Source organism: Mesorhizobium sp. CA10, assembly GCF_020165285.1.
Classification (GTDB): Bacteria; Pseudomonadota; Alphaproteobacteria; order Rhizobiales; family Rhizobiaceae; genus Mesorhizobium.
Map to the genome: position 1 here is coordinate 211,238 of NZ_JAIUHV010000008.1, position 12,778 is coordinate 224,015.

10 protein-coding genes are annotated in these 12,778 nt (G+C 64.8%); 4 read left to right on the forward strand and 6 right to left on the reverse strand.

What is annotated here, in order from left to right:
- Positions 1 to 58: 58 nt before the first annotated feature.
- The 3 genes from LB535_RS18485 to LB535_RS18495 all read left to right on the forward strand — a co-directional run bounded on the left by LB535_RS18485 (position 59) and on the right by LB535_RS18495 (position 3,508).
- Entirely contained in the window at positions 59 to 1,654 is a 1,596-nt protein-coding gene (locus LB535_RS18485) for an amidohydrolase (RefSeq protein ID WP_224633208.1), read from the forward strand.
- Positions 1,655 to 1,684: 30 nt separating this feature from the next.
- Positions 1,685 to 2,617: a dimethylarginine dimethylaminohydrolase family protein gene (locus tag LB535_RS18490; protein ID WP_224633209.1), complete on the forward strand. Its 933-nt coding sequence runs from the start codon at positions 1,685 to 1,687 to the stop codon at positions 2,615 to 2,617.
- Between the two features lie 168 nt (positions 2,618 to 2,785).
- A complete protein-coding gene (locus tag LB535_RS18495) occupies positions 2,786 to 3,508 on the forward strand; it encodes a 3-keto-5-aminohexanoate cleavage protein (RefSeq protein WP_224633210.1) in 723 nt (240 codons plus the stop codon).
- Between the two features lie 141 nt (positions 3,509 to 3,649).
- Here LB535_RS18495 and LB535_RS18500 read toward each other — a convergent pair whose 3' ends face one another.
- Together LB535_RS18500 and LB535_RS18505 are read right to left on the reverse strand one after the other, a co-directional pair.
- Positions 3,650 to 4,708 carry a Gfo/Idh/MocA family protein gene (locus LB535_RS18500; RefSeq protein WP_224633211.1) on the reverse strand — a complete coding sequence of 353 codons (1,059 nt, stop codon included), beginning with the start codon at positions 4,706 to 4,708 and terminating at the stop codon, positions 3,650 to 3,652.
- Between the two features lie 99 nt (positions 4,709 to 4,807).
- Positions 4,808 to 5,593, reverse strand: a complete 786-nt coding sequence (locus tag LB535_RS18505) for a ThuA domain-containing protein (RefSeq protein ID WP_224633212.1) — start codon at positions 5,591 to 5,593, stop codon at positions 4,808 to 4,810.
- 201 nt (positions 5,594 to 5,794) lie between these two features.
- Between LB535_RS18505 and LB535_RS18510 the strand changes: the two genes are divergently transcribed.
- Entirely contained in the window at positions 5,795 to 6,553 is a 759-nt protein-coding gene (locus tag LB535_RS18510; protein WP_224607307.1) for a DUF4239 domain-containing protein, read from the forward strand.
- Between the two features lie 2 nt (positions 6,554 to 6,555).
- Here LB535_RS18510 and LB535_RS18515 read toward each other — a convergent pair whose 3' ends face one another.
- From LB535_RS18515 to LB535_RS18530, 4 genes are all read right to left on the reverse strand, one after another.
- Positions 6,556 to 7,797 carry a glycosyltransferase gene (locus LB535_RS18515; RefSeq protein ID WP_224633213.1) on the reverse strand — a complete coding sequence of 414 codons (1,242 nt, stop codon included), beginning with the start codon at positions 7,795 to 7,797 and terminating at the stop codon, positions 6,556 to 6,558.
- A gap of 250 nt (positions 7,798 to 8,047) precedes the next feature.
- Positions 8,048 to 9,550 carry a tlde1 domain-containing protein gene (locus LB535_RS18520; protein WP_224633214.1) on the reverse strand — a complete coding sequence of 501 codons (1,503 nt, stop codon included), beginning with the start codon at positions 9,548 to 9,550 and terminating at the stop codon, positions 8,048 to 8,050.
- A gap of 568 nt (positions 9,551 to 10,118) precedes the next feature.
- Entirely contained in the window at positions 10,119 to 10,583 is a 465-nt protein-coding gene (locus LB535_RS18525; RefSeq protein ID WP_140846111.1) for a DUF2231 domain-containing protein, read from the reverse strand.
- A gap of 233 nt (positions 10,584 to 10,816) precedes the next feature.
- A complete protein-coding gene (locus LB535_RS18530; RefSeq protein WP_224633215.1) occupies positions 10,817 to 12,673 on the reverse strand; it encodes a DUF4396 domain-containing protein in 1,857 nt (618 codons plus the stop codon).
- Positions 12,674 to 12,778 lie beyond the last annotated feature (105 nt).

Genomic DNA, 12,778 nt, shown 5'->3' on the forward strand with positions numbered 1-12,778 from the left:
CACGAACCGGGAAAACATATCACTTTTTGATGAGCCGCTTCACTGCTTTCTTTGAGGTATGGACAAACCGGTGACGACCTCGGCGCAAGAAACCGCGTTAGCCTGCATCGACAGTATCCAGCCGCTGCTCTCGGCCTGGACGCGCACCATCTTCGACTTTGGCGAAACCGCCTGGCGCGAGTACCAGTCAGCGGCCTGGTATGTGGAACGGCTGAAGCGCGAAGGCTTTTCGGTCGAGGAAGGCTCGGGCGGCATGCCGACAGCCTTCTGCGCCCATTGGACGAATGGCGACGGGCCAGTGATCGGCATGTATGGCGAGTATGACGCCGTGCCCGGCAATTGCCAGGACGCCGCGACAGTGAAGCGCGCGCGGCCGGGTCTCGGTGTTGAGGCGGGCGGCCACACCGATCCGCATTCGGGCCTTGGCATCGGCAGCCTCGGCGGGCTTCTGGCCACCAAGGCGGCGATGCTGGAGCACGGCATCAAGGGCACGCTGCGCTTCACCGGCGAGCCGGCGGAGAAGGTGAGGGGCTCGAAGCCGATCCATGCGACCAAAGGCTATTATGACGGCCTCGCCGGCATGATCTCTTTCCATCCCTTCTACATGCTGCCGCTTTGCAACACCGCGCGCTGGGACACGCATTGTGGCGCCGCCTATTCGATGATCTACCGCTTTGTCTGCGACGATCCGGAGAACTGGACCCGCGCGGCAAGCGATGGTGCGCCGATCCCGCAGGCGCATTCGGCGGTCAGGGCGCCCGGCGCCAATGACGCGCTGATGATGATGTACATGGCGTCCAAGGCGCTGCGCGATTCCATGCTCACGCATCAAGGCGGCTGGTCGATCAGCGAGGCGATCCTGACGGCAGGGCAGGCGACCGCCGACAACCTTCCGGCCGGCCTTGCCGAGATCCAGTACATGATCCGCGTGCCGACCATTGCCATGGCCGAGCAGGTGACTACCGTTCTCGACCGCAACGCGCAAGCCGCGGCGAAGATGAGCGGCTGCCGCTACGAGCGCCATTGGGTGTCGAAGTCGCGACCCGGTCTCGCCAACCACGCCATGGCCGACATCACCTATCAGTCACTCTCGATCGTCGGCGCGCCGCGCTGGAGCGAGGAGGCGAGGGCGATCGCCCGCGAGGTCCAGGTCAATGCAGGCGGCGAGGCGACGGAAAATCCGTTCATCGACGAGCTGGAACAGCTGATTTCGCCGCAAGAGGCCGAAGCGATCCTGCGCCGCGATCTGCCGCCATCGCAGGTTAATTCCACTTCCGACGATTACACCGACATGAGCTGGCATGCGCCGACATCGCGTTTCTACATCGCCCGTCCGGCGCTGCGCGCAGCCGCCGGCTACACCTATCCGGCCTGGGCGATGAATGCGCTGGGCGGCATCCCCGCCACCATCGATCCGATGGTCACCTGCGCCGCCAAGACGGTGGCGCTGACGGCGCTGCGCCTGCTGGAAGACAAGGCCGCGCGTGACGCTGCCATGGACGAGTTCGTCAGGCGAACCGGCGGAGGGGTCGGCGGCTCGAACTGGATCGCGCCGCTCTGCGACTACGAACCGCCGATCAACTTCCGCTGGCCCGAATATGTCACCACGCCGCGCGGGCGCGACTGGTGGATCCCGGCCGCCTCCACCGCATGACACGAAACAAACCATCCCGAGGAGAACACCATGACCGTCCATGACCGCATCGTCGCCGAGCCGTTCTCGCTGCAGCGCCGCAACCCCAATGGCGGCACCAAGCCGCTGACCACCTGGGGCTTCGCCAACGAAACTGATGTGCTGACTGACGTGCTGCTCGGCTCGCCGAACTTTCTGCGCCACCTGTCGACCAGCTCGCTGTCGCGCAAGCATCTGCGCGAGGCGCCTTGCAACATCCAGATCGCGCAGGCGCAGCATAAGGACCTTGTCGCTGCGTACGAGCATTTCGGCGTCAACATCCATTGGCACGAGCCGACGCCGGAACTGCCGATGCAGGTCTATTCGCGCGATTCCAGCGTCATGACTCCTTACGGCGCCTTCATCACCGCCATGGCCAATTGGTGGCGGCGCGGCGAGAACTATGCGGCCATCCGCACGTATGAGAAGCTCGGCATCCCGATCTACGACATGGTGACCGCCGGCACCTTCGAGGGCGGCGATTTCAACGTTATCGAGGAGGGCGTGGTGCTGATCGGCTGCGGCGGTGCCCGCACGCAGGAAGAAGGTGCGCGTCAGGTGCAGGCCTGGTTCGACAAGGAAGGCTGGGAGACGCGGCTCGCCTTCATCGACGAATATTACGTCCATATCGATCTGATGGTGGTGCCGATCGCCGAGAAGCTCACCGCCGTCTGCCTCGCCTGCACCGAGCCAGGCATTGTCGACTGGCTGAAGGGAAAGGGCCACGAGATCATCGACGTGCCCTTCCAGGACACGATGGCGCTCGGCTGCAACTTCATGTCGCTCGGCAAGGACAGGGTGATCGCGCCGACGTCGAGCAAGACGTTGATCGAAAAGCTGAAGGCGCAGGGCTTCGAGGTCGCGGCCGTCGACATGAGCGAGATCTCCAAGACCGGCGGCGGCATCCACTGCATGGCGCAGGCGTTGAAGCGCGTGCCGGCATAACGGATTTCGAAGCTCGGCAGTTGCCGGCGATAAAAGCTTATCCCCTGGGCGTGGGGCCGGGGTATTTCTCTTTGCAGGCCCGGCCTGTCAGGAGACTTCGCCATATCCGTTCCGATCATTCTGGCCCTACGCTAGGCTCCGGCCAGCCGAAACAGGATTGCCGCAACGATGATCGTCCAGGCCTGCATCAACGGCGCCCGACCCGCCGACTTCCACCCCGCATTGCCGCTCGATCCCGAGGCGATGGCGCGCGACGCAGCAGCCTCGATCGCGGCGGGCGCGGCTGAGCTGCATGTCCATGCGCGCGGCGCCGATGGCCGGGAGAGCCTGGTGCCGGAGGCGATGGACAGAACGGTCGCAGCAATCCGCCGCGCCTGTCCGGGCACGCTGATCGGCGTCTCCACCGGTGCCTGGATCGAGAAGGACGATTTGCGCGCGCTGGTCGCCATCTCGGGCTGGCGAGACTTGCCCGATTATGCCTCGGTCAATCTCAGCGAAACGGCGGCGCCCGTCGTCATGGAAAGTCTGCGCCAGCGCGGCATCGGCATCGAGGCGGGGCTCGCTTCCATTGCCGACGCCGAGCGCCTGGTCGGCCTCGACCATGGCGGGCGGGTGCTGCGCGTGCTGATCGAGATTTCCGAGCAGGCGATTGATCAGGCATTTGCCGTGGCGGACGGCATCGAGACGGTGCTGGAGCGCGCCGACATCCGCCGCTCAATTCTGCTGCATGGCGAGAACGCGACGGTATGGCCGTTCGTGGAAAGGGCGGCTGCGCGGAAGCTTTCGACGCGGGTCGGGCTGGAGGACGGCAAGGAATTGCCAGACGCAAACGTGGCGGACGGCAACGCCGCGCTGGTGGCTGCGGCGGTGGCGATTTATCGCGCTCGGTGATCTTGTTCCTCGCCTCCACGAAGTGGGGGAGAGGTGGCTCGGCGAAGCCGAGACGGAGAGGGGGAGCGCTCTACGAAGACCCCCCTCTCCGTCCGCTTCGCGGACACCTCTCCCCCGCCTTTGGCGGGGGCGAGGAAAGCGCTACTGCGGATCCGCGTGCGCTCTCAACTCCGCCCGCTTCTCATCCGACACCACGGCGAGGTCCAGCACCTTCTGCAGGCCCGCCGCGTGGCGGAAACTCGGCTCGGTCTGCGCGCCGCTCCGCACCGCCTCGACGAAGCGCTGGTAGTTGGTCGGCACGGTGCCGGCGTCGAGCTCTTCCCACTTGGCGTTCTCGACATTTTCTCCAACGCAGGCCTTCAACATCGAGCCGTCGAGATTGTGCACCACCTCGATGCCGCCCTTCTCGCCATAGATGCGCAGCCGAAGCTCGTTGAGATGGCCGGTGGCCCAGCGGCTGGCATGCACCACGCCGAAGGCGCCGTTGGAAAAATCGAGCGTCATGGCGAAGCTGTCATTGGCATCGAGCCGGTAGTCGCCGATGCGGTCGCCGGGCGCCTTGTCGAAGGCGCGCAGCCTACAGAAGACATGGTCGATATCGAGCGCCGCGCCATAGCAGGCGAAATCGAGGATGTGGATGCCGACGTCGCCGAGCACGCCGTTGGAGCCATGGCCGCGCGATAGCCGCCAGAGCCATTTCGGATCGGTGCGCCAGTCGCCCCAGAATTTCGACACCAGCCAGCTCTGCAGGTAGGACGCCTCGACATGGCGCACCGTGCCGATCTCGCCGGCCTGCACCATCTGGCGCGCCTTCTGCAGCGCGGTGACATTGCGATAGGTGAGGTTGACCATGTTGACAATGCCGGCGGCTTCCGCGGCATCGGCCATCTCGTTGGCTTTGCCGAAATTTTCCGCCAGCGGCTTCTCGCACAGCACAGGCTTGCCGGCGGCGACCAGCGCCATGGTGGTCGGATGATGGATGCGGTCGGGCGTGACATTGGCGACCGCGTCGAAATCGCCCCAGTCGAGCGCCGCCTGCAGCGAGGTGAAGCGCTTCGGGATGTTGTAGGCATCGGCATATTCGCCGACGCGGGCCGCATCGACGTCGACCGCGCCGACGATGTCGACGCCCTCGATGGCGCCAAAGCGGCGGGCATGTTCCTGCGCCATCCAGCCGGTGCCCAGTATCAAAAGCCGCATTTTCTGCTCCTCCGAGCGATTTGGTTCGATTCAATAACGGGGAGAATGTGACCCAGGCGCTGTTTCCGCGCAATCCCAAGCGAAGCGGAGAGACGCTTTTTAGCGGAAGCCGGCCTCGCCATGCTGATGCAGCTTGGGCCCGCGCTCCTCGATCGGCTCCAGCGCCTTTTCCACCGGCACGTTCGGCGCGTCGAGGATGGCGGGCTTCGCCCCTTGCGGGTTGTGCGCCCACTTCACCGCATTGCGCAGCACCTTCTGCACGGTGGCGTCGTGATAGGTCGGATAGGTTTCGTGTCCGGGGCGGAAGTAGAAGACATTGCCGGCGCCGCGCCGGTAGGTCAGGCCCGAGCGGAACACCTCGCCGCCCTGGAACCAGGATATGAAGATGGTCTCGAGCGGCTCGGGCACGGCGAACTGCTCGCCATACATCTCCTCGTTCTCCAGCTCGAAATATTCGCCGACGCCTTCGGCGATGGGGTGGCTGGGGCTCGTCACCCAGAGCCGCTCGCGCTCGCCGGCCTCGCGCCATTTCAAAGTGCAGGGCGTACCCATCAGCCGTTTGAAGATTTTCGAGAAATGGCCGGAATGGAGGATAATCAGCCCCATGCCTTGGAAGACGCGCTTCGCAACGCGTTCGACCACTTCGTCGGTCACCGCGCCATGGTCCTTGTGGCCCCACCAGACCAGCACGTCGGTTTCGGCTAGGCGGGATTGCGGCAGGCCGTGCTCCGGCTGCTCCAGCGTCGCGGTCGAGGCTGATATGCCTGCGTCGGTGTTCAACGCCGTGGCAATGGTCGCGTGCATGCCTTCCGGATAGATCGAGGCCACCACCTCATTGGTCCGCTCATGGATGTTCTCGCCCCAGACGACAGCGCGAATTGTCATGGATTGCCTCGTGAGTGATTGGGAGCCGCCCCGCGCCATAGATAGCGCCTTCGCCCGGCATTGGAAGCGGTTTTCGCAATGCGGTGAATGCCGGCGGAGTCATCATCCTGTGGTCTGCGCCGCCACGCTCCTTGCTTCGCGCTGGATGATGAGTTCGCGAGGCCGATTGGCAAGCTTCCCTTCCCGTGCGCAATATTGGCCATGGGCGAAGTGCTTGTAGGCGCAGCGATCTTTGCTTGTCTGGCCGGGGCCTCGCTGGTCAGCCTGATGGTGCACGAGCGTTTCCCTGCTCACCACCTTCAGGACGACACCAGCGCAGTGGTGCGGCTTGCCGCGAATCTGTTCGTGGTGATGTCGTCGCTTATGCTCGGCCTGATGATCAATTCAGCCAAGAACACATTCGAGGCCATCAACGGCAACGTCCACACCTTCGCCACCGATCTCATCCTGCTTGATCGTACGCTTCGACGTTACGGACCGGAAGCAGACAGCGCCCGGCAATCGCTGACCGCATACGTCCAGCGCGTCGTCGACACCTCTGCCGCCGACAGCGACACGACCGTCGTCCCGAACAGGCTGGCGGAACTGCTGCTCAATCAGGTCGGCGACATTCTGGCGGGATTGACGCCGGCGGATGCCAGGCAGACCGCCGCACAACAGGCCGCGACACAGCAACTGCAGAAGCTGATCGAGCAGCGCTGGATACTGGCCGAACAGTCCGAGGGCGCCATACCCGCGCCACTGATCGTTCTGCTCGTCGCCTGGCTGACGCTGATCTTCGCCAGCTTCGGCTTCCGGGCGCCGCGCAACGGCACCATCGTCTTCACCTGCCTCGTTTCCGGGGCGCTGGTCGCCGCGGCGATCTATCTGATCGTCGACATGGACAGTCCGTTCTCAGGCCCGATCCAGGTCTCGCCAGCGCCCCTGCAACGGGCGCTGGCTGAACTGACGACGCAATGAGTTTACCGGCCGGGCTGGCCGAGCAATTCGACCAGCAGTCTCGCCGCTGCCTTGGCGCCGTCGGTGCGGATCATGCCGGCGATAGTGCTCGCGCGGGCGCCGGCCGCCAGCGCCGTCTCCAGCGCCGCCGACAGCGACTGCGCCGTCGGCACCGGACCGTCATGCGCGGCGCCGATGCCGAGCTCGGCCGCCCGTCTTGCCCAATAGGGCTGGTCTCCGATCTGCGGCACGATCACCTGCGGCGCTCCCGCCCGTGCGGCGGCGATGGTCGTGCCGGCGCCGCCGTGATGGATGACGGCGGCGACGCGGCCGAACAGCGCCTGCTGGTTGACCTCGCCGACGGCAAAGCAGTCGTCGCGATCGTCGACGGGGCCCAACTCTGCCCAGCCATGCGCGAGCACCGTACGGAGGCCCTTGGCGCGGATTGCCTCGATGGCGGCGGGGCCGGCTTCGCTCGCGACCGATATGGAACCGAAGCCGACATAGACCGGCCGCGGGCCGGCATCGAGGAAGGCTTTGAGCCGGTCGGGGAGGGGCCGCTCGTCCGGCAGGATGAAGGCGCCGGTCTGCACGACGTCGATCAGGTCCGAGCCCGGCCATGGTCCCAGCGTCGGGTCGCAGGCGAGCAGGACGGGATTGCCGTAGACATAGTCCCGGACATTTTCCACCGGGGGCAGTCCGAGCGATGCGCGATGGCCGTTGATCGCCTCGCCGAAGAGGGCGTTCTTGGTCCGGATGTCCAGCTCCCACAGCAGCCGGTTGTCGGTCACGCCGGCCGGCAGCGGATGGCCCGGATATTCATGCGGCCGGTTGTGCGGCGAGGGCAGCCAGATGGGGCAGAACGTGCCGAGCATGTAACGCATGCCGCGTTGTTCCGCGACCAGCCGCCCGGCCGCGCAGGACGGGAAGAGGCCGAACGCCACCACTGCATCGCAGCCTTCGGCGGCCGCGCTCAGCGCCTCATATTGCCTGACGACGATCTCGGCCGCCTGGCCGGAAATGAGCCGGGCCCGGTCCGCGGGCGAGGCCGATCGCGACCGGTTGACCATTTCCTTCGCCCATTCGCGCACCGGCGCGAAGGCCGGTGCCAGCGGCACGCCGGCGCGGGCCAGAAGGGCGGCAAACTCCTCGTCGCCCGGCGCGCTGACCCTGGCCTCGACGCCATGCGCCTGCAACGCTGCGCCCAACGCCGCCAAAGGCTCGACGTCGCCGCGCGAGCCATAAGTCGATAACAAGATACGCATTCCATGCTCCGTGTCGTTTTTTCGGAGCAGCGTTGATACGCCATGGCCGGGGGCTTGCCGCAAGCCCGGGCTGCGCCATATCTACCTTCTGGGAAGGGTCGTTGTTGCGTCCTCGGTTGAGGTCGCGATCGCGTCGCTATTCGAAGCGGCGACGACATACCAAGCATCCGCGCGGATCGGCGCGAAGCCCTTCGGATCGGCAAGTGGGGATCGGCAAGTGCCGGCGACAAGCTCGCCGGCCGGATAGGGTTTAACCCTGGCGGCCTTCGTGGGCGACCCGGGTGGGGGAGCTTGTGAGGCGCGGGACGACGACGAGACGCTTGATCTTGCCGTTTTTGTAGGCGGCAAGGAAGCGGTGATAGTCCTTGAAGACGACGCAGCCATTGGATTCCGCACGGCCGCCGCGCAGCATATAGGTGTGCGCAAGCAGGCCGTTGCGGCCGTATTTGTTGTTGCCGCTGGTCGGCGTGAGCCTGATTGCCTCGACCCCGTGAAAGCGCGACTCGCGCATCGACAGATTGTAGGTGTCGGGCGGCGTCGGGCCGACATTCTTGCGGTTGACGAAGCGCGGCTGGTCGACCATCGAGCCCAGCCCTGAATGCGCTTCCAGTTTCGAGCCGTCGGGCATGTAAACGGTCCTCGCCGAAATATCGTAGACGGCAACGCCATTGCCCGTCGTGGGTCCATTGAAAAGGTTGCGGAACGCGCTGCCGAGTCCGCCGCGCTCCGGCGTGTCCGGCTTGGCATAGGCGAGCATCTCGGACGCCTGCGCCTTGCGCTTGCCTGGCTTGGAGTCAGTCACGAGCGGTTTCGAGTCTGTCACGCCCGGCAGGGCCTGGTCGCCGTTCCTCGGCGAGACCGCCGTCGGTGCGCCTTGCGCGGTATCGGCAGCGGCCGGCCGCGGCTTGGCCTTGGCAACCTGCGGCTTCGCGGTTTCGGGCTTCTGCGTCCTGGCGGCGTTTTCTTCGGGCGCTTCGGTGGTGCGTTCGAGCGTGGCGCGCGGGCGAAGGCCGGGCACGGCAATGGTGTCGGGCAGATCATCCTGCGGCGGCAGTGAGGCGACCTGGTAGGCGCCATCCTTGCCGTTGTCCCGTTTGGCGGCGACATCGGGCGCGTCGCTGTTTTCGAGCGCGACGGCGGTCGGAGGGTCGGCCGTTTCCTCCGGCGCTATATTGGCGAGCGCCAGCGCCAAGTCGGAAGCGCCGGCGATTTCGGCCGGCCGCGAACCGAAGCGGGCTTCCGCCGGGGCGCCTGGCAGCGCGCCGCCAAAGCGGCTCGCCGAAGGCAGGCTGGCCAGCAGGAACGGCGCCTTCTCGGCGCGGGCAAAGGCATCGGCAAGCTTCTGCGGCGAAAGCGCGGCGCGCTTTACAACGCCGTCGAAGCGGTCGACGACCCCGGCGGCCGAAGCCACCACGACGTTTTCATGCGCGACGCTATCCGGCGCCGGCAACTTGAGGCGCGCCGTCTTGCCGGCGTGGCCTTCTTTCTTCAATTTTTCAGGAGCTTGGCCGTCATGCCTGAAGCTTGTCGCGAGGCTGAAGCAGCCGGAGTCGCAGCCGCCGGTAAGCGAGCCTGCCTTGTAGCCGCCATTGACTGCAAGGTGCGGCGCCCAGGCGTTGGCGATCTGTCGGCGCTGGTCGCCAAGCGCGATGTTGCGGGGCGAAAGCAGGCCTTGCGGCAATCCGTTGGAAGCGGCGGTCAGCGAGGTGCTCACCGAATGGAGCCCCGCCAAGGTGGCGGCGGACCACAGCATGAGGGCGGCGCCGACAGCAGGCACCACAACCCAACGATGACCAGACTTTTGCGAAGTTACCCCCCCATGAGGAGCGTCACCCCGGTTCTTCAAACGCAAAAACGCCATACGACCACTCTCAATCGGCATGCCGGTTTGCGGACCTGGCACCCGTCACGATCACAGTTCGCTGGTGCCCCCTGCACCTTCACGCGTCTGTTGCCGATTGATTCAAAAGATGGACAAAGTTGGTTAACCAATCCCTCCACCAATCGCCGATTTGGCGACGGTCCATACGAAAAAAGAGCCCTCCACGGTCTGCGCCACGGTAAAAATGCTCTTCCTCACCCGCTTTGCTGCCCGTTTTTCCGGCCTCTGTCAAGAAAACGTGAAGGCTGGAACCGCAGCACCTCCAGCCGGCTAGAGGCCGATTGGGGTCAAAATGCGACGGTCTGAAGAATTGCGGAACAAGCCAGTCGCAAAACCTTTGGACCAGGTTTTGGGGAGTGCCGGCGGCCGGCGCGGTCTCCTTATTGCGGGGATCGCCCTAAAAAGCCACCCGTTGACTGCAGCGACGAAGCCGGAAACGTCAGCGCCGTTCGTCAGGGCTGTCGGCGACGCCGACATGGTGGCGATAGACCATCTCCCAGCCCTTCCATCCGGTAAACAGAAGGATGAGAACCACCAGCAGGGACAGCGCGAGGCCGACCGGAATTACGGCTGCATCGCCATGGGCATAGCGCGAATACCAATTGTAGAGCTGTATGAGAACGACCAGCACATTACCGCCGGCGTGAAGCCATGCATCCTGAAGATTGCGGATCTGGTTATCGCCCAACACATCCGTCAGGCCGGCAACAGCGGCCAGGGCCGCCATGATCAGGCCGGCCCCGAGAAGCCAGAGAGAGCCACTTACCCAACCCGGGTTGCCGGTTCGCCAGAAGATCAAGTCGCAAAAGAAAGTTGCGACGAAAAACGCGATGGGAAAGGGGATCAGCATCGGATGGATCGGATGGCCGCCGATGCTTGCCGTGCTGCGCGGATAGTGGGTCATGGCGACACCTCCAAGCTAGCTGGGCCGACCGACCCTGACCAACGGAGCTGGCCAGCCGCGACAGAGAACATGAAACCCCGGCGGCGGTGGAATGTTCCATTGCGCGCCGGCCGCTCGCAGCGCCGCGCCGACGCCTTTGCGCCGATAAGCCGCGAACCTCGGCTGTTTGCCGGCAGAAGCTTTTCGGTGCTCGGTTCGGTGCCCAATGTAGCCGACCGACGGTCCGGTCTTCATCAGCGAACGTCGATGACGACCATCAGACCGCCGCCGCCCTTCTCCTCGGCATTGTTATTCGTGGTGTGATGCGGGATGTGGCAGTGAATCAGCCACCTGCCCGGACGCCTCGCTGTCCAGACGACATCATATCGCTGGCCCGGTCCGACATTGACCGTATCGGCAAGAAAACGTGCGGCGACGGGAATCGTCTCGCCGTCGCGGGCGACCACTTCGAACGGACCGCCATGGATGTGCATCGGGTGTATGAAGCCGTTGTTGCTGCCGATGAAGCGGACCTTTAGCGTCTCGCCGACCTTCATATGGATCGTATCTGTCGACGGATAGGCTTTGCCGTTGATGGTGAAGAAGTTCGGCATGCCGCCGTCCATCGGCATCGCAGGATAGGTCAGGCCTTCGCGGACCAGCCATTCCTGCAGCTCGATGACATAGTCGTGGTCGGCGGCGACCTCGTCGGCGGGACTGGCGGGATCGATGATCAGCGCGCCATAGAGGCCGAGTGCCTGGGTGCGGTCGGGCTTGGCGTGCGGATGATAGAAGTATGTGCCGTGCTGGGTGGCGGTAAACTCGTAGGAATAGGTCTGCCCGGGCTCGATCGGCGCCTGGGTGATCTCGGCCGGCCCGTCCATCTGATTGGGCAGGATCAGGCCATGCCAGTGCACCGTTGTTTCCTTCGGCAAGGCGTTGGTGACGTTGATGCGCACCCGGTCGCCCTGACGGATATGGATGCGCGGGCCCGGAATCTGACCGTTATAGGCATAGGCGTCGACCGTCACGTCCGGCAGGATATGCCAGCGGATCACCGACGGCCTCAGCTCGAACACCTTCACGCCGTTTTCCATGCGGAACGGCAGGTCTTGGTCGCCCTTCGCAGCCAGACCGTAAGATGCGCTCACCAGCCGAGGATCGGCCGCCGCCATGTCGCGCATGGTATCGGCCGGCGTGTCGCGATCCATGATCATGCCCTGGGGCATGATCACTCCGCCGACGTCGCGGGCCGAGAGCCTGAGGTTCAGCCAGTTCGCAGGCGCCGCCATGCCGATCGCCAGGGCCAGAGCGGAAACCGTACCGAGCGCCGCGATTTGCGGTGTGGTCGCGTCAGAGCGCATGTGATGGCCGGCGGCGCGCTGTTCGCCCGCCGGTTCGTGGCCCTGCCGGGCATGGCCGTGCCCGCTCGCTTCGGCCGGTTGCGGGCGCTCGGTCATCAGCCCGTGCTTGAGGCCGCGCGCGACCAGCCAGACATTGGCGGGATAGGCCAGCGTGAAGCCGGCGATGACGCCCAGCGACATCACGCCCCAGAACAGAAGTTCGGTGGGCTCCATGGCGCGCATGTCGCGGCCCATCATCAGGAAGCTCATGACCGGCGCCATGCCGGCCATCATGAAGTTCATGGAGATGAACTCGGGCAGGAAGCTCTTCTTCACATTCTCCCAATAGCTGCCGCCCATCATCGATTTCATGAACAGCGATTGGAAGATGAACAGGCCGAAGGCGAAGCCGGCGAGATATTCGACGATGAGGTCGAGCCACATCGGCAGGCCGAGCGTGGCGGTGACGACCGCGGCAAGGATGATCCCGGTGGCGTCGCCGGCGACACAGTGAATGGTCGAGCCGATGCCCTGCTTCCAAAGAGGCTTTGTGAAGGCCTCATGCTCGCCGGGGCGCGGTTCCTTGTCGGCCAGCACATAAAGCAGCAGGCCGAGCGGGCCCATATAGAGCGTCACCAGGATGAAGCCCCATTTCATCACCACCGGCTCGGGATTGTTGCGGTATTGGTCGAACCCGACATAGAGCGTCGAAGCGGCCGCGAGCACGAACCAGGCAACGAGGAAATAATCGATCGGTTGGAGGAGCATGATGTGGCCTCTGCTCGATGAAACGGCTGGTTGCATCCCCGCGGATGAACGCGGCCGAGGCCACTACGATCCATCTTGCGGAATTTGCGGCTCAGCCTTCGATCG